Raw genomic sequence first — 18,168 nt, forward strand, 5'->3', positions numbered from 1 at the left:
CAGATGAGGAGGGGTTGGGGGTGGTTGATCCGCCATCCGAACATCATCTAATTCTAAATTTTAGCCCTAACCTTTCAACCACCCCCGACCCCTCCTCATCTGAGGAGGGGAGCTATTCTTAGCTCCCTTTCCTGCATGAACACCCGACCCTTCCTGCTTTCCGCCGCCCTGCTGCTGGCCCCGCTGCTGCTGCGGGCCGAGCTGCGCCTGCCGTCCATCTTCACCGACAACATGATTTTCCAGCAGCAGGCCGAGTGCGCCGTCTGGGGCTGGGCCCGGCCGGGCAGCAAAATTACCGTGGCGCCCTCCTGGGCCAAGCAGAAGTACCAGGTCCAGGCCGACGACAAGGGCCGCTGGAAGCTGCGGGTGAAGACCCCGGCGGCCGGCGGCCCTTATACGCTCAGCGTCAGCGGCGACGACAAGCCGGTGACCCTGCAGAACGTGCTGGTGGGTGAGGTCTGGATCTGCGGGGGGCAGTCGAACATGGAAATGCCGATGAAGGGCTTCAAGGGTCAGCCCATTCTGGGCTCCAACGAGGCCATTCTGCATTCGGCCAATCCTAATATCCGCCTCTACAACGTGCCGCGCTCCTCCCGCACCGCGCCCAAGGACAACAGCAAGCCTTTCGCCTGGAAGGTAGCCGAGCCCGAGGCCGTATCGAACTTCAGCGCTACGGCGTACTTTTTCGGGCGGCTGTTGCAAGAGCAGTTGCACGTGCCGGTGGGCCTGATCAACTGCAGCTACGGCGGCTCCACTATCGAGGCGTGGATGAGCGAAGAAACCCTGCGGCAGTTTGCGGGCGTGACGATTCCGCCCCGAACCGACTCCATCAAGGTGGTGAACCGCACGCCCACCACGCTCTACAACGGCATGCTGCACCCGGTGGCCGGTTACGGCATCCGCGGGGCCTTATGGTACCAGGGCGAGTCGAACTACGAGCACCCCGACGAGTACCCGGACCGGCTGCAGGCGCTGGTGAAGCAGTGGCGCGCCGAATGGGGCCAGGGCGAGTTTCCGTTCTACTACGCCCAGATTGCGCCCTACAACTACGCCCAGCTGCCGCCCTACAACAAGGGCGGCAAGTTCAACTCGGCCTTTATCCGCGACGCCCAGCGCAAGGCGGAAAGCCAGATTCCGAACGCGGCCATGGCGGTGCTGCTCGACGTGGGCGAGGAAGCCGGCATCCACCCCATGCGCAAGGAGCCCGGCGGGCAACGGCTGGCCTTGCTGGCCCTGCAGAAAACCTACGGCCGCAAGGGCTTCGGGGCGGTGAGCCCGGCGTATGAGTCGCTGGAAATCAAGGAAGGCACGGCCGTGGTCCGGTTCCGCGACGCACCCAACGGCATGACCAGCTTCGGCGAGGCGCTGACGGGCTTCGAGGTGGCCGGCGCTGATCAGCGGTGGTACCCGGCCAAAGCCAGCATCGACGGCAGCGTGGTGAAGGTGTCGGCTGAGCAGGTGAAGCAGCCGGTGGCGGTGCGCTACGCGTTCCAGGATTTTACCCGCGCCACCCTGTTCAGCACCGAGGGTTTGCCGGTGTCGTCGTTCCGCACTGACGATTGGGCGCAATGAGGGTTCCTGACGTCATTTCTCGCAGAGGTTCGCGGAGGTTTACGCAGAGGTGCGCAGAGCTGTTCTGGCACGTCCTCTGCGAACCTCTGCGTCTCTTCTGCGGACCTCTGCGAGAAACCTGTATCTGGGCATTCCTGCTCCTGCTGACCAGCCTCCAAGCCGCTGCCCAGAGCCCCGAGCTACCGAGCAACAACATCACCTGGACCAGCCCTAGCCGGAACGCCGCCGAATCTATGCCCTGCGGCGGCGGCGACGTGGGCATGAACGTGTGGAGCGAAGCCGGGGACGTGCTGTTCTACGCCGCCCGCAGCGGCACCTTCGACGAAAACAACTCCCTGCTCAAGCTTGGCCGCGTGCGGCTGCGCCTCACCCCGAACCCGTTCGACAACGGCGGATCCTTCGCGCAGACGCTGAACCTGCAGCAGGGCGACGTGACGCTGACCGGGGAGAAAAACGGCTTAAAAGCCCAGGTGCACATCTGGGTGGAGGTGTTCCGGCCGGTCGTCCACGTCGAAGTCAGCAGCAATAAGCCCCTGACCGCCGAAGCCCGCTACGAAAGCTGGCGCTACCAGGACCGCGTGCTGAAGGGCAAGGAAAACAACCAGAACTCCTACAAGTGGGCGCCGCAGGGCGAGGTAAAGACGCGTCACGACAGCCTCAGCTTCCGCAATAACGCGGTGGAGTTCGTGCACCAGAACCGCCCCGCAACGGTATTCGACGTGACCGTGCGCCAGCAGGGCCTCGAAGCCGTCAAGGCGCAGCTCTACAACCCGCTGCAAAACCTGATTTTTGGCGGCGCGCTGACGGGCACGGACATGCAGCCCGCCGGCACCACCGACGCCCAGTACCTCGGCACGCCCTACCGCGCCTACGCGCTGAAAAGCCGCCGGGCCGCCCGCAGCCACAGCCTCACCCTGGCCCTGCACACCAGCTACGCGCCCAGCCTGCCGCAGTGGCAGCAGCAGCTGCTGCAGACGCAGAAAGCGGCCCAGCAGAACCCCAAAGCCGCCCGGCAGCAGACTTTGGCCTGGTGGCGCAGCTTCTGGCAGCGCAGCTTCGTCCACGTGCAGCCCGGAAAAGCCGCGCAGAACCGCCCCGAGTGGCAGGCCGGCCGCAACTACCAGCTGATGCGCTACCTGCTCGGCTGCAACGCGCTGGGCCAGTGGCCCACCAAGTTCAACGGCGGCCTGTTCACCTACGACCCGGCGCTGACTGACAGCACGCTGAAGTTCACCCCGGATTTCCGCAACTGGGGCGGCGGCACCCACACGGCCCAGAACCAGCGCCTGGTGTACTGGCCCCTGCTCAAAAGCGGCGACGCGGCCCTGCTGAAACCGCAGTTCGACTTCTACCTGCGCATTCTGCGGAACGCCGAGCTGCGCAGCCAGACCTACTGGCAGCACCCCGGCGCCTGCTTTACCGAGCAGCTCGAAAACTTCGGCCTGCCCAACCCCGCCGAGTACAACTGGAAACGGCCGCCGGGCTTCGACAAGGGCCTGGAGTACAACGCCTGGCTGGAATACGAGTGGGACACCGTACTGGAATTCTGCCTGATGATGCTCGACGCGGAGCAGTACGCCGGCCAGGACGTGCGGCCCTACCTGCCCTTCATCGAAAGCTGCCTGACCTTTTTCGACCAGCACTACCAGCAGCTGGCCCGGCAGCGCGGCGCCAAGGCCCTCGACGGCGAAGGCCACCTGGTGCTCTACCCCGGCTCGGGCGCTGAGACGTACAAGATGGCCTACAACTCCACCGCCACCATCAGCGGCCTGCGCACGGTGCTGACGCGCCTGCTGGCCCTACCGCCACAGACCGGCAGCGAGGAGCAGCGCAAAGCCTGGACGGCCATGCTCGGCCGCCTCCCGGCCATCAGCTTCCGCGAAATCGACGGGCATAAGCTGATTTCACCCGCCAAAAGCTGGGAACGAGTCAACAACGTGGAAAGCCCGCAGCTGTACCCGGTGTTTCCCTGGGACCTGTACGGCCTCGGCCGGCCCGACCTCGAAACGGCCCAAAACACCTACCGCTTCGACCCGGACGTGCAGAAATTCCGCTCCTACGTGGGCTGGAAGCAGCACAACATCTTCGCCGCCCGCCTCGGCCTTGCCGACGAAGCCGCTCTGCTCACCGTGCAGAAGCTGCAGGACTCGGGCCGCCGCTTCCCCGCCTTCTGGGGCCCCGGCTACGACTGGGCCCCCGACCACAACTGGGGCGGCTCGGGCATGATTGGCCTGCAGGAAATGCTGCTGCAGACCCACGAGCGGAAAATCTACCTCCTCCCCGCCTGGTCCAAGAGCTGGGACGTGCATTTCAAGCTCCACGCGCCGTATCAGACCACCGTGGAGTGCACCGTGAAAGATGGCAAGGTGACGCAGCTCCAGGTGACGCCCGAGGCGCGGCGGGCGGATGTGGAGGTGCTGCTAAAGTAGCCCCACGCCCCCCCATTTTGCTCATCTCCAATCGTTCACAGCCGCATAGCGGCGCTACGTCAATAGCTTAAGCGAGTATGCAAAATAACCGAGCTCCGTAGGAGCGGCACCCGACCTGCGCGGTCAAGGTGCCGCTTCTACGGAGCTCGGTTGTTCAACGTATTTCTCGTTCTATTGACGTGGCGCCGCTACGCGGCTGTATCCCCGCTCGTTCTGACAACTATTCGCTAACTCACCACTTCACCATCTCATCATTTCACCGCCTCAGTGCCCGTTGAACACCAGGTACAGCGCCACCATTACCACGGCCAGGGCGGTCCAGAGCAGCTTCACCCGCGGCGTGGTGGCGGGCAAGGCGGTGCGGTCGAAGGCGGGCCGGGGCTGGTGCGTGCCGTCGAGCAGGGAAATGACGACGGCGGCCAACAGCAGCACCGCGAACAGCAGGAACGAGAGGACCAGGTAGTGCGGCCAGAACGTGTACTTGCTCGGCGGCAGCACCCAGAGGTAGACGACGCCCACGCCCAGGCTGAAGGCGGAGCCGAAAGAGAGCGTGAAATTGACGGCCCGGCGGGTGGTGCGCGGCCAGAATACCGTCAGCAGGAACACGGCCGACAAGGGCGGCGCGATGAAGCCGAGCACGGCCTGGAACACGTCGAACAAATTCAGGCCCTTCACCGCGTCGATGGCCAGGGCCATGAGCACGGCAAAGGCGCAGCCCACCAGCACCGTGAGGCGGCCGATGCGCACCACGTCTTTCTCGGAGGCGTCGGGGTTGATGCGGCGGGCGTACACATCGAGGGCGAAGACGGTGCTCAGCGCGTTCAGCGAGGAGCTGATGGTGCCCACCAGCACGGCAATCAGCACGACGATGACCAGGCCCTTGAGGCCGGCCGGGAACAGGCTCGTGACCATCGTCATGTAGGCCTGATCGGGGCTGGCCAGATTGGGAAAGAGCACGAAGCAGAGCACGCCGGTAAGGATGAACAGCGGCAGCGACAGGATTTTCAACCAGCCGATGAAGTTGACTCCCAGCTGGCCCTGCTCCAGGCTGCGCGCGCCCAGCACCGACTGTACCATGGCCTGATCGGTGCAGAAAAAGGCCACGGCCGACACGGGGTAGCCCAGCAGGATGGCGTACCAGGGGTATTTCGGGTCGGCGGCGGGCTGGATGAGGTTCCAGTAGTGGCCCGGCACGCTGTGCCAGAGCTGAGGGAGGCCGCCCACTTTCAGCACGCCGATGATGGTGAGCGTGAGCGAGACGCCGATGAGCAGCAGCATCTGGAACACGTTAACCTTGGCAATGGCTTTCAGGCCGCCGGCGAAGGTGAAAAAGCCCGCGAACAAGACCAGCACAACCACCGACTGCCACATCGGGATGCCCAGAATCTGGCGCACCAGCACCCCGCCGGAGAACAAACCCAACGACAGCCAGGAAATCAGAATCTTGATCAGCGCGTACCAGGCCAGGATATTCTGCGTCGAGCCGCCGTACTGCTGGCCCATGAAGCCCGGCATGGTGCTGACGCGGGCCGCCAGGTAGCGCGGGGCAAACACCGTGGCCAGCAAAAACAGGAACACGAAGGCGTACCACTCGAAATTCACCGCCACGATGCCGGTGCTGTAGCCGATGCTGGCAAACGCCAGCAGCATGGACGGCCCCACGTTGGTGCCCCACATATTGAAGCCGATGCTGGCCCAGCCCAGCGACTTGCTGGCCAGAAACTGAGAGTCCTCGGTCTGCTCCTTCTTGGAGGCGCTGGCCCGGTAGCCGATGCCCACGAGGATGACGACGTAGGCGGCCACGATGGCGTAGTCCCAGGGGCTCAGGTGGCCGAGTAGATTGTTTGCCATGCGGAGGAACCCCACCCCCGGCCCCTCCCCTCCGGGAGAGGGGTGCCAGACGCAAGGCTAGAATTTCAGGGTGATTATTCTTGGTGCATCAGAACGCACCCCTCTCCCGGAGGATTCCGCGCATCAAGCGGAGAAGGGCCGGGGGTGGGGTCACAGCCCGTGCTCGTCGAGCAGCTCCTGTACCTTCACCGGGCGGCCGGTTTGCAGGGAGCGGTCCATGGCTTGCAGCAGGGCGATGGTGCCGATGCCCTCGCGCACGTCGGGGTAGGCGGTGAAGCCCTCGGTGATGGAGTCGGCGAAGTATTCGAGGTAGTTCTGGTACTCGCCGGCGTGGTGGCTTTTGCCTTCGAAGCGGAAGTAGTGCTTGAGCTTATGCTCCCAGGTGACGATGCGCTCCTCGCCGGTGCGGTCCGTTATGGCGTAGCGCAGGTCCATGTAGTCGCCCTGGCTGGCGCCCTCGGTGCCGCGCAGCACGCAGCTCATTTCCGAGTCGCGGGTGACGGGCTGGACGGGGCCGGTGTAGCAGCCGCTCACGCGGGCCACGCGGCCGTCGGTGGCCCGGAAGATGAAGTGCATGGTGTCCTGGTGCTTGAGGCCGCCTTCGCGTCCGTTCGAGCTGAGCATGCCGTAGCCCATGACTTCCTCGATGTTGGGCAAATACCAGCGGATGAAGTCGACGGGGTGGCTGAGGCCGCCGTAGAGCCATTTGAAGCTTTCCTGCAACGACCAGCCTTTGGCCAGAAACCAGCGGTGGTCGGCGTGGTAGTAGCTTTCCACCGTTATCAGCTCCCCGATGAGGCCGGCTTCGTAGTCGGCGCGCTGCCGCTTCATGGGCTCGAAAAAGCGGGAGCTTTGGCCCACAAACACCTTTTTGCCGGTCTGCTCCACCAGCGCCAGCAGCTCCTTGGCCTGGCTCAGGTCGTCGATGAAGGGCTTGGTGCAGACCACGTGCTTGCCGGCCCGCAGGGCCTGGCCCACGTGCTGAGCGTGCAGGTGGTCAGGGGTGTAGATGGCAATGATGTCGATTTCGGGGTCGTCGAGCAGGTCCTGGTAGTCGGGCGTGACGCGGCCCTGGAACTGAAACTCGGCCACGCGGTGGCGGCACAGCTCCTCGTTACGGTCGCAGATGGCGCGCAGCTCCAGCTTCTCGCTCTGCAGGGCGGCCGACATGGTGCTTCTCCCCTCGCCCAGACCCAGAATGGCAATTTTCAGCATTGATTGGTAGTTGATTGTAGCACGGGCTTCAGCCCGCGTCCGCCCGAACGGTTGCCGCGGCACGAATCCCGGGCGGATGATTGAGGTTACTATCTGAGGGACGCAGGCTAAAGCCCGCGCTGCTTCCGGACCGGTTTCGGCTGGGCCAGCGGCGGCACGGGCTGCGGAAACACCCAGACTTCGCCGGGTCTGGTGCCGGGCAGCCCTTCCTGGTACTGGCTCATGCGGCGGTTCCATTCGTCCACGCGCGGGTTGTTGCGGGTGGTCAGCGGGTTCAGCTCAGCCAGCGTTGTGCCCTTCGGAATGCTGATGACCAGCAGCAGGCGCCGCCCCTGCCGAAACAGCAGCAGCTGCTGAAACCGGGCATTGCAGAAGCCCTGCGACACTTCCGGCCACTGCTCAAACTGGGTGGCGTGGTACTGCATATACTCGTTCTGCTTGACGGTATCGGCTACCAGCTGCGCGGTCAGCAGGATGTTGGTCCACTGCCCGGCGGTGCCCTGGTCCGTGCAGCGCCGCCGGTCGAAGCGGTAAAAGGGAGCCGCGTAGAGCTTGATACCGGCCTTGGGGTACGCTTCGTGCAGGGCACGTGGCAGCTTGGCTACCCCGGCGGCGGGGCCGTACACGTACAGGTGGTTTTGCCAGCGGTAGAGGCTGCATCCAGCTACGCCCTGTTGCCGGCAGGCGGCTTCCACCACGCTGCTGCTGGGTAGCTTGTGGTCGAAGGTGGTCAATACCAGCACCGAGGTTTCGCCGGGGCTCTGGGCGGGGGCAAGCAGCGGCAGCAGCCACAGCAGGAGCACTGCCAAGACGCGCGGGCGGCGTTTCTCGCAGAGGTTCGCAGAGGGTTGCGCGGAGGTTCGCAGAGGTCGTTCCATCTTACATGGCCTGATAGGTCACCACGTACTCGCGGCCGGGCTGCAGCTGCAGCTCGTAGTTGCCGTTGCCCTTCGCCTGGATGTTGGCGCCTTTGCACTTCGGTTTCGATTTGCTTTTGAAGCGCAGCGTGCCGGTGCCGCTGGGGCCTTTCACTTTCAGCTCCCTGGTGGTGGCCCGCACGGCAATGTCGCCCTGGGGCGTGGGCACCGAGCCTTCCATCCACTGCAGGCCGCCGAGCTTGGGCACCACTTCGTAGGTGGCGTAGCCGGCCGAGAGGGGCTTCACGCCGAGGTAGTACTTGCCCAGCAGGTAGATCGGGCTGGCGCCCCAGGCGTGGCAGAGGCTTTTGCCGAAGGGCCGGCCGTACATCGTCAGGTGCTCAGTGCCCTTCTTCGTGGGGTCGTATTCTTCCCAGAAAGACGTCGCACCTTCGTTGAGCATCCCGCCCCAGTAGTTCTTCATTTCCTTGAGCACGTAGGGCTGCTCGCCGAGGGCGCAAAGGGCTTCCAGCTCGTAGAAGCGCATGTAGGGCGTGGTGATTTTGGCCACCTCGGGGTTGAGCAGCACCGATTTTTTCACCTGCTGCTCCTGCTCCTGACTGAGGTAGTCGAAGAAGATGGCGAACATGTTGGCGTAGCGCGTCACGTTCTCCGTCGGCTGCCCATTCACGCGGCTGTGCACCAGGGCGCCCTTGCTGGGGTTCCAGTAGGTAGCGAAGATGTTGGCTTTGAGGTCGGCGGCCAGCTGCTGGTACTTCCGGGCGCCAGCCTGGTCGCCCACCAAGTTGGCGCACAGGGCCATGCTTTCCAGGCTGCGGCACAAGAGCAGCTGCTCGAAGCTGACTTCGCCCTTCTTGCTCAGCCCGTCGGCCCAGTCGATGAATACCCAGTCGCCGGCCAGGCCCTCCATGTAGCCATCCTTGTTCCGACGCGCGAGGCAGTAGTCCATCAGGCTTTGCATGCGCGGGTAGAGCTGCTGCACCACGGTTTTGTCGCCCGAGTACTGGTAGGCGTCGTAGATGCCAATAAACCAGTAGAAGGTGTAGTCCATGATGGTGTTCACGTGGCTGGTCACCGGGTCCTTGCCGCGCAGGGCGAAGGTGGTGCGGTTCACGGTCGGCGTGTCGAAGTACAGGTAGTAGTTCATCAGGTAGCTCTGGTAGGCGTCGCCCGACCACACCCACCGGTCCCGCTTGATGCCGTCGATGAAAAACTCCCGGCTCGTCAGCTGCATGGTGTAGGCGGCCACGTCCCAGATCTTGTTCAGCTGCTCATCCGAGCACCGAAACCGGCCCCGCTCGGTCAGCGGGGCGTACTCGTAGAGCATGGACACCGAATCCAGGGTCACGCCCTTTTCCGGCCGGATGTTCACGAAGCGGAAGGCCTTGGTCAAGGTCGTGAGCTTGTCAGCCTTTTGCGGCTGATTCACCTCCAGGCGCTCCAGCGTCTCGCAGCCCTCCACGCTCAGCGCCTCCTCCTTGGATTCGCCGAAGTACAAGGTGGCCGGCCCCTGCCCCTGCAGCCCGTGCAGGCGCACGTAGCCGAAGGTTTCGCGCCCGAAATCCACCAGCATACTGCCGTCCGGGTTGCGGGTGACTTTGGCGGCCCGGCGCGGCGCGGTCTTGAGCTTAAAAGCCGAGGGCAGCGCCTGGGCCTCGTTGAAGTTCCAGGAGCCGGCCGTCAGCCACGTAGTGCCCGACTGGTCCGAGACCTTGCCCGAGGCGTCAATCCACTCCTTGTCCTCGTAGGTCACCAGCCACTTGCCGTCGGTGGCTATGGTTTTGCCCTGCACGAACACGGCCGGCACGTACTGCTGGTTGTAGACCTTGATGTTGAGCCGGTGCTTGCCGGCGGGCACCGTCAGGCGCGTGGGGTAGCCGGTAATGAGCTTGCCGTCGAGCTTGACGTTGTACTGGCCCTCGGCGCGCAGCTCTACCTGCTCGGCTTCTTTCAGGTCGAAGTCCTGGTGGAAGTCGATGAGCGGGTAGTGGCTGTCGAGGCGCCAGAAGGGCGGGAAAAAGGAGCCGCGCTCGGTGCGGCGGTTCTGCATCTGGTTGCTGAGCCAGATTTCGTAGTCGCCGGGGTACCAGATCCAGGTGGCTTTGGCGGCCTGCTGGGCCTGGGCAGTTTCGGCGGCCAGCATGGCCAGCGCGGCCCAGACGAAGCGCCTCACCCCCCGCCCCCCTCTCCGAAAAGGAGAGGGGGTGCCAGACGACTTGGGGGCTTGTTTCGGCTTTCTATTTTCTTGAGGCGGAGTGGCGGACGTGTTGGGAGGGAGCAGTTGAAAAAGTCTTCTCATAAGATCGTTCTGTGTATCGACTGGCTCCCCCTCTCCTCTTTCGGAGAGGGGGCCGGGGGGTGAGGCGCACGTCAGCGGGCACCGCGCAGGTCGCGGAAAGCCGGCTCCAGCCCGGCGGCCTGCTTGATGGCCTCGGCCACCATCGGGCCGTTGTTTTTCCAGACGTTGTTGGGGCCGTTGGCATTGGCTAGGAACTTCTCGGCCGGGCACCAGTTGTCCTGCACCGTAATGCCGGAGGAGCCCTCGTCGAGGTAGAGGTAAAACCAGTGGTCCGGGTCGTGCACGTAGGCCGCCCGGCCGATTTCATCGACGCGGTTTTCGCTGATGACGGTGCCGGGCTGGGCCGAGAGGGTGTACACGCCGGCCACGTCGTAGGTGTGCTGGGCGTAGTGGTGGATGTAGTTCTGGCTCACGCGGTTGCCCTGCATGGCGTTGGCCGTCTTGGTCCAGCCCCAGCCCAGGCTGATGCCGGTGTAGGGCACCTGGCTGATTTCGTTGTGGCGGATGGTGGTCTGGCGCACGTAGCCGGCCGCAATGGCGCAGGCGCCCCAGTCCTCGTTGCCGCAGTCGGTGAAGAGGTTATTCTCCACCAGCTCGCTGCTGCAGATTTCCCGCTCGTCCTTAGGGTTGTAGGGCAGGTGGGTTTCGATGCCGGGGTCAGAGAACTTGCCCAGCTGCAGCCCGTTCACGGCCACGTCGCGGAAGGTGCAGCCGACGATGGCGTCGTCGTGGGTACCCTGCTGGTAGTCGAGGCCGGCGGCACCCAGGTGCTCGAAGCGGCAGCGCTCGAAGCGGGTGTGGTCGGCCCCCGAGAGCTGTACCGCGCCGGGCGGGCGGCCAATCCAGGCCTGGTTTTCGAGGCCGGCTTTGTCGGGTGTGCCGGGCCGGGCCAGGGAGTAGCCGTCGAGCAGGTACATGCCGGCCTGCAGGGGCACGTGGCCCTGCTCGGAGGGGCGCAGCCAGGTGGTGTGGGCGAAGGTCAGGCCCTTGAACTGCACGTGGCTCACCGGCGCATCGAGCGAGCCGGCCACCTGCACCAGGGTTTCCAGCGCGGGCACGGTCACCTGGGCCGTGCTCATGGTTTCGCCGGGACGGGGCCAGTACAGTACCTGCCGCCGGGCCTGGTCGTAGTACCACTCGCCGGGCTGATTGAGCAGTTCCGCGGCATTCGCCAGGTAAAAGGCCGAGCTGCCGTTTTTGCCGTTGATAATCGGCCGGGGCCAGGGGTGCTCAAACTGCACCCGGCTTTCGGGCTCGTAAAACGTCACCCGCGCTTCTTTGCCCTGCACCAGCACCGACTTTACGCGCAGTACGTTCACGGCCCACATCTGGTGCAGCACCATTTCCAGCTGCCCGGCCCGCGTCACGCCGCTGAGCGCCGCGGCCGGAATCCAGGCTTCCCGCTTGTCGGTGTCCCAGCGCAGCAGGCGGGGCAGGTTGTCGTCGGTGGCCGTGCGGGCGCGCAGGGCCTTGCGGCCGTTCACCCAGAGCTGCCGAAAATCGAAGCCGCGGCCGCTCAGCAGCGGTGCGTCGGCAACCCACACCTGGCCCTGCGCCGCTTTGGGCAGACCGGGCACCGTAGCCGCAGCTTTTTTCCAGCCCGTTACCGCTACGCCGCCGCTGAGCACCGGCTGTTCCCCGGGCTCGGCTTCGATGATGGTCGGGCTTGTGGCCGTGCCGGCGTCCTCGGGGCGGAAAAGCCAAGGCTCCGTCAGCCGGTACTCGCCGCCGCGTACCCAGATGTGCACGCCGTTCTGCACCGAGGCGTCGCGGAGGCGGCGCAGGTCGCGGGCCTGGCGCAGGGCCATGTTCAGCGTGGCCAGGGGCTGGGCGGCGGTGCCGGGGTTGCGGTCGGAGCCGGTGGGCGCCACCCAGATGTCGGCGGCAACGGCTGGGGCGCTCAGCAGGCTGACGGCGAGAAGTAGGCTGGCGGAAATCGAGCGGGTCATTAAGCGGGTTTGAGTGTAGCGCTGAGTGGTACTCGGCGCGCTGCGGAACGCGGCAATGCAGTTCTGGGTAGTTGAAAAAGTGCGAGCGGCGCGGTTCCGCCTCGGCGCGTGCCGCGCCGGCGCCGACTGGAAAGTCAGCGCTACTCGCGGACGAGCCTAGTTCTTTTGGGCCTGTCCTTGCGGCGCGCTTTGATTAAACAGGGCCTGCAACGCCTCGAAGCTGCGGATGGCATCAGCCGGCAGCCCCTCCCCTTTCGGGCCGAATACCAGCTGCTGCTCCTGCTTCTCCACGGTTACTTTCGACTCGTCCAGCTGGCCGGCGGCGTCCTGGGCCATGCGCAGGTTCAGGCCCAGGTGCTGGGCCATAAACTGGTACATGGCCTGGCGCTTGGAAGCCCCGTAGTCGTGGCCTTCTTTCGGGAAATGGGCATTTTGCACCAAGTCAGGCTTACCGTAGTAGCCATAGATGTTCTTGAGGTAGGGCAAGGCCACGTCGGGCGTCTGGGCGGTCCAGTCGCCGCCGTCAGTGACGGCCAGCAGGGGGCGCGGGGCGGCCATGGCGGCTATTTCGGCGTTGTTGGTGCCGCCCCCGCAGAGGTGCACCGGCATGCCGCTTTCGCAGGGGCAGCCCCCGCTGTGGTAGGTTGAGAGCATGACCACCGGCACGCTGACTTTGATGCGGTTATCCAGGGCAGTCAGCAGCATGGTCTGGCTGCCGCCGCCCGAGCCGCCGGTCACGGCCACGCGGTCCTTGTCGGCGTTTTTCTGGGCGAGCAGGAAGTCCAGGGCCCGCAGGCCGTTCAGAGCCTGCACCGTCATGGCCAGGCTGCGGCGGTGGTCCTCGCTTTTAAACTGCAATTGCGACTCGCCCCAGGCAAACAAATCGTAGCTGTAGACCATGGCGCCCATGCGGGCCAGCGTGGCGCAGCGCTTCTGGGCATCGGCCCGGTAGCGCCCGTCGCCGAAGTGGCCGTCGGGGCTGATGATGACCGGGATTTTGCCCTTGGACTTGAGCGGCCGGTACAAGGAGCCGGTGACGTACACACCGGGCAGCGTCTCTAGGGCCACGTTTTCCACCGAGTACCCGTCGTACTGCCGCTTGTTGGTCACGATATGCTTGCTGGCGGGCTTGGCGGGCATCGGCGAAAGGCGCAGGGCCGACCACATGCAGCTGCGCAGCTCGGCCCGGCGCTGCTCCCAGCTGGCCTGGTCGTGGTAGCGGGCGGCCAGCTCCCGGAGCTGCGCGGCGCCTTCCTCGGGGGTTTTGAGGTGGTACTGGTAGGTTTTAAGCTTGTAGGTTTTATCCCCGGTTTTGGCGGCCTGGTAATCGAGCGGACCGAGCACGTTGCGCAGGGTTTCGTCCACGTCGGGGCGGAAGCGCCACTGGGCATAGGTCACGTACTTGTCCTTCACCATGGCCGCATCGGGGCGGATTTTCACGCCGTAGCGCTGCTGAATCTCGTCGAGCACCTGCTGCAGCGGCTCCCGGTACTGCTCGTCGGCCGTCTGGGCCTGGGCGGCGCCGGCGACGGTCAGCAGCAGGCCGGCGGTGAGAAGGCAGAGTTTGTTGAGCATGAGCGTAGCGCGGGCTTCAGCCCGCGTTGGTCCGGACGGTTGTCGCAGAACAATTGACGCGCGGACGATTATGGATTACTATCTGGCGGACGCGGGCTGAACCGAAGGAAGGCGTAGCCAAGCCCGCGCTACATGCTGGCGTCAGTCCTTGGTGATTTCCGCCGTGCCCGTCGGGGCGGTGTAGCCCTTCAGTGCCGGCCACTGGCCGTTCTCAATCTTGACCAGCTTGAGTTTCTTGAGGTCGATGACGGCGTGCTTGATGCTCTTGCGGCGCCAGGTGTAGACGAAGTGCACCTTGCCGTCCTTGGTCTGAATCACCGAGGGGTAGGAATACTGGCTGATGGGCGAGTCTTCCAGGATAGCGGCCGCGTACCACTCCTTGCCGTCCTTGGACACGGCCACGTTCAGCGGGGTGCGCGGGCCTTTAGCCAAGGTACCGGGCGGCAGCACGTGGTTGTAGACCAGCAGTTGGCGGCCGTCCTGCAAGGTCACCGCGTCGGTGCCGGAGTTGTTGTTGGGCAAGTTGGTCTTGGCCAGCGGCGTCCAGGTCTGGCCCTGGTCCGACGACCACGACTCCAGAATGGCCCGGTCGCGGCTGCGGCAGAGCAGCTGCAGGCGCCCGTCCTTGTGCTTCAGGATGCTGGGCTGAATGGCGCCCTGGGTCTGGCCGTTCTCGATAGGCCCGATCATGCTCCACGTCTGCCCGTTGTCCTTCGTGGCTTCCAGGTGCACGCGCCAGCCACCGCTGCCCTCGGTGCTGGTGGGGCTGAGCAAGGTGCCGTTCGAGAGCAGCACCGGCTTGTTCTTGACCGGCCCGATGTAGCCCTCCGGCAGCGCCCGGGCTTCCGACCAGGTCCGGCCGTTGTCCGTGGAGCGGCGCAGGTAACCCTTCCATTCCGCCGGCTTCGGCCCGATCTTGTAGAACAGCAGCAACTCGCCGCCGGGCACCTGGTAGAGCACCGGGTTCCAGGTCGGGTAGCGCAGCGTCTCGCTCTGCACGCCGTTGGCCACTTCCACCGGGGCGGTCCACCGGCCATTTTCCTGCCGGCTCACCCAGATGCCCACGTCGGGGTTGCGCTCCTTGGTGCCGCCAAACCACGAGGCCACCAGCCCCGCCGGCGTCTCCACGATGGTGGCGGCGTGGCTTTCCGGGAAGGGCATCTTTTCCTGGATGAATTCATCCACGATGACGGCCCGCTGCCAGGGGTTGGCGGCCAGCTTCGGATGGTTCTGGGCAACGGAGCAGCCGACCGTCAGGCCGCTGGCGAGTAGTAAGGCAAGCGTGTGCTTCATGTTCGGTGACCCCACCCCCGGCCCACCTCGCTTGATGCGCGACATCCTCCGGGAGAGGGGTGGGTTCTGGAATGGATTATTCTGGTTTGTAGTGGAACCGATAAAATCAGTGAATCTCGCGGTGGGCCAATTGCCCACCTTTGCTGATGTCTGGCTCCCCCTCTCCCGGAGGATGTCGCGCATCAAGCGAGTGTGGGGTTGGGGGGGTGGGGTCACCGAACCACGAAAGCATAATCCCCGGAGCCGACTTCAAACACCGCCCGGTCGCCCTCCTGGCGCAGAAACTTCACGCCGGGCGCCGACGCCGCTTTCTTGCCGCCTTCCTGCACCCGCTCGGCGTCCTTGGCCGGGAGGTAGACCAGGGCCTTGGTGTTGCCGGGCACCGTCAGGTTCCAGCTGAAGCGCTTGGCGTCCTGCTTCCAGCTGCTCTTGATCAGGCCGCGCACCGACTGGTAGGAGGCCTGCACCGAGGTCAGGCCAGCGGTGGGTGTGGGCTTCATTTCCAGGCGCTGGAAGCCCGGCGCGTCGGGGGCGGACTTGATGCCGGCCAGGTTTTCGTACTGCCAGATGAGCAGGTCGCCGAGCAGCATCACGTGGTTTTGGGAGTTCATGGCCGGGTCGGCGGTGTTGCCGTTCCACAGCTCCCAGATGGTGGTGGCGCCGTTGGCGGCCATGTAGCCCCAGCTCGGATAGTCGCGGTTGGAGGCCAGGCGCAGGGCCACGTCGGGGCGGCCGTGCCGGGTGAGGCCGCGCATCAGCCACTGCGTACCGATGACGCCGGTGCTGATGTGGCCCTGGTTTTCGACCATGATTTTATCCACGATGTTCTGGAACACCTTAGCCTCGACCTCGGGCGGCACCAGGCCGTAGGCCAAGGGCAGCAGGTTGGCCGTGACGGTGTTATTCGAGTATTGGCAGCTTTCGAGGTTCAGGAATTTCTGGTTGAAGGCCGTTTTCAGCGCGGCCATCTGCTGGGTGTACTCGTCGGCGTCCTTGGTCTTGTTCAGCGTGCTGGCGAAACCGCGCATGAGGTCCAGCATATGATAATAGGTGCTGCTGGCAATGAGGCCCCCGTCGGTGTTGCGGGCGGGGTCTTTGCTATGAATCAGCTCTTTGGACTCCGGCGGCACGCACCAGTCGCCGTACTTGTCCTTGGTCACGAGGCCGTTTTCGGAGTAGTTCTGGCCCATGTAGACCAGCCAGCGGCGCATGGAATCGTAGTGGCGGGCCAGCACCTGCTCGTCGCCGTACTGGCGGTAGAGCATGTCGGCCACGGTGAGGTAGGTGCCGGGCCAGGTCACGTTGTCGCCGTAGTAGCGCCAGAAGGCGGGGGCCACGTCGGGGATGCTGCCGTCGGCTTTCTGGGCCTGCTCGATGTCGCGCAGCCACTTGGCGTAGAGGCGGGAGTTGTCGAACACGAAACTCTCGCCGTAGGCCCCGGTGGTCCGGTCGCCGAGCCAGGGCTGCCGCTCGTTGCGCTGCGGGCAGTCCACGGGCATGCCCTTGTAGTTGCTGCGGATGCCCCAATAGGCGTTGCGGTACACCTGGTTGATGGTGGCGTCGGAGGTGGTCAGCGCGCCGGTGGTGGGCAGGTCGTCGTACACCACGCGGCCGTCGAAATCGGCCAGGGTGGGCACCGGGCCGGCGGGCCAGCCGCTGATTTCCACGTAGCGGAAGCCGTGGTAGACGAAGCGCGGCTCCCAGGTTTCGGGCGCGCCGCCTTTTAAGGTGTACACGTCGGTCACGCGGGCGTCGCGCAGGTTGCGCACGTACAGCTCGCCGCTGGGCTGCAGGGTTTCGGCGAAGCGCAGCGTCACCTTGTCGCCGGCTTTGCCCTGCACGCGCAGGCGCAGCCAGCCGGCCAGGTTCTGGCCCATATCGAGGATGTACTTGCCGCCGGCCAGGGGCTTGATGGACACCGGTTTCAAGGTTTCCATCACCTTCATGTTCTCGTTCATCTGCGCCTCGTAGGCGCCGCCGGGCTCCTGCACCAGCTCGGCCTTGAGCCAGTTTTTGGCGTCGAAGCCGGCCGAGGCCCAGCCGGGCATTTCCTTGGTGGCGTCGTACTCCTCGCCGTCGTACTCGTTGTTGGTGCGGATGGGGCCGTCGGCGGTGCCCTGCCAGCTCTCGTCGGTCTTGACGATGTCGCGCGTGCCGTCGGCGTAGGTTACCTCGATCTGCATGAGCAGCTTGGGGTAGCCGAAGGTCTTGATCTTGTAGGGCTTGTAGTGCTGGCGCATGGCGTAGAAGCGGCCGTTGCCCAGGGTCACGCCCACCGCGTTGGGGCCGGCTTTCAGCAGGCTGGTCACGTCGTAGGTGTTGTACTTCACGCCCTGGGTGTAGTCGGTGGGGCCGGGGGCCAGCACCTGCTCCCCTACCCGCTGCCCGTTCAGGTGCAGCTCGTACAGGCCCAGCCCGATGATGTAGGCCGTGGCCTGGCGGATGGGCTTGTCGGCCTTGAACTCCTTGCGGAAGTAGCGGGCCGAGAGGCGGGCGTGGCTGGTTTCGTCGTCGCCGGGAAAGGCGCGGTCGAAGCCGATCCAGCGGCCTTTCCAGTCGAGGTAATTGAGCAGGCCCATGCTCCAGCGGGCGGGCGCGCTCCAGGCCGAGGGGCCCTGGGTGGTCCAGGTGCGCACTTTCCAGTAGCAGCGGGTGCGGCTGCGCAGCGGGGCGCCGGCATAGGCCACGTGCACCGATTGGGCCGAGCTGACCTGGCCGGAGTTCCACAGGTCGCCCTCGTCGGCGGCCAGCTTGTCGGGGGTGGAGGCCACCAGCACCTGGTAGGCGGTTTGCTCCAGGCCGCGGGCGGGGCCGCTCAGCTCCCAGCTCAGGCGCGGGGCGGTGGCGTCGATGCCTTCGGGGTTGGTGAGCAGCTCGCAGCGCAGGCGCCGCAGCTGCACGGGGGCGGGCTTATCGGCGCGAAAGGCAGTGAGCAGCAGGGCGGTGAGAAGCGAAGAAAGTACAATGCGCAGGTTCATCGGGACGGGCAGCCGCACCCCGCGGCCCCCGCTACGACAGCAGCGGGGAAGCCGGCCGCTACACGGGCCGGCGCCACGGGGCGGTGCTAGGCACTTTTGGCGTCCACTAGTTCACCATTTTTCCCGTGC

10 protein-coding genes are annotated in these 18,168 nt (G+C 65.2%); 2 read left to right on the top strand and 8 right to left on the bottom strand.

Annotated features, from left to right (window positions below; genetic code table 11):
* Positions 1-135 precede the first annotated feature (135 nt).
* Together EJV47_RS07440 and EJV47_RS07445 are read left to right on the top strand one after the other, a co-directional pair.
* Positions 136-1,572 (top strand): sialate O-acetylesterase, encoded by a 1,437-nt coding sequence (locus EJV47_RS07440; RefSeq protein WP_126692517.1) that lies wholly within the window; start codon positions 136-138, stop codon positions 1,570-1,572.
* Between the two features lie 143 nt (positions 1,573-1,715).
* Positions 1,716-4,001, top strand: a complete 2,286-nt coding sequence (locus tag EJV47_RS07445; RefSeq protein WP_279389058.1) for a DUF5703 domain-containing protein — start codon at positions 1,716-1,718, stop codon at positions 3,999-4,001.
* 264 nt (positions 4,002-4,265) lie between these two features.
* On the opposite strand, the gene EJV47_RS07450 is transcribed toward EJV47_RS07445, so the two are convergent.
* From EJV47_RS07450 to EJV47_RS07485, 8 genes are all read right to left on the bottom strand, one after another.
* On the bottom strand, positions 4,266-5,852 hold the full coding sequence (locus tag EJV47_RS07450; protein ID WP_126692518.1) for an SLC5 family protein: 1,587 nt from the start codon (positions 5,850-5,852) through the stop codon (positions 4,266-4,268).
* Between the two features lie 150 nt (positions 5,853-6,002).
* A complete protein-coding gene (locus EJV47_RS07455) occupies positions 6,003-7,067 on the bottom strand; it encodes a Gfo/Idh/MocA family protein (protein ID WP_126692519.1) in 1,065 nt (354 codons plus the stop codon).
* Positions 7,068-7,174: 107 nt separating this feature from the next.
* Positions 7,175-7,870: an L-rhamnose mutarotase gene (locus EJV47_RS07460; protein WP_243651058.1), complete on the bottom strand. Its 696-nt coding sequence runs from the start codon at positions 7,868-7,870 to the stop codon at positions 7,175-7,177.
* Between the two features lie 76 nt (positions 7,871-7,946).
* The gene (locus EJV47_RS07465; protein WP_126692521.1) at positions 7,947-10,088 is read right to left on the bottom strand and encodes an alpha-L-rhamnosidase-related protein; all 2,142 of its coding nucleotides are present in this window, start codon (positions 10,086-10,088) and stop codon (positions 7,947-7,949) included.
* A 227-nt stretch (positions 10,089-10,315) separates the two neighbouring features.
* Positions 10,316-12,193 carry a right-handed parallel beta-helix repeat-containing protein gene (locus EJV47_RS07470; protein WP_126692522.1) on the bottom strand — a complete coding sequence of 626 codons (1,878 nt, stop codon included), beginning with the start codon at positions 12,191-12,193 and terminating at the stop codon, positions 10,316-10,318.
* 156 nt (positions 12,194-12,349) lie between these two features.
* Entirely contained in the window at positions 12,350-13,768 is a 1,419-nt protein-coding gene (locus EJV47_RS07475) for an alpha/beta hydrolase family protein (protein WP_126692523.1), read from the bottom strand.
* A 141-nt stretch (positions 13,769-13,909) separates the two neighbouring features.
* Complete coding sequence (locus EJV47_RS07480; RefSeq protein ID WP_126692524.1) at positions 13,910-15,061, bottom strand: sialidase family protein; 1,152 nt, start codon at positions 15,059-15,061, stop codon at positions 13,910-13,912.
* A gap of 212 nt (positions 15,062-15,273) precedes the next feature.
* The gene (locus EJV47_RS07485) at positions 15,274-18,039 is read right to left on the bottom strand and encodes an alpha-L-rhamnosidase (RefSeq protein ID WP_126692525.1); all 2,766 of its coding nucleotides are present in this window, start codon (positions 18,037-18,039) and stop codon (positions 15,274-15,276) included.
* Between the last annotated feature and the right edge of the window lie 129 nt (positions 18,040-18,168).

The sequence above is a fragment of the Hymenobacter gummosus genome (genome assembly GCF_003970915.1).
Lineage (GTDB): Bacteria > Bacteroidota > Bacteroidia > Cytophagales > Hymenobacteraceae > Solirubrum > Solirubrum gummosum.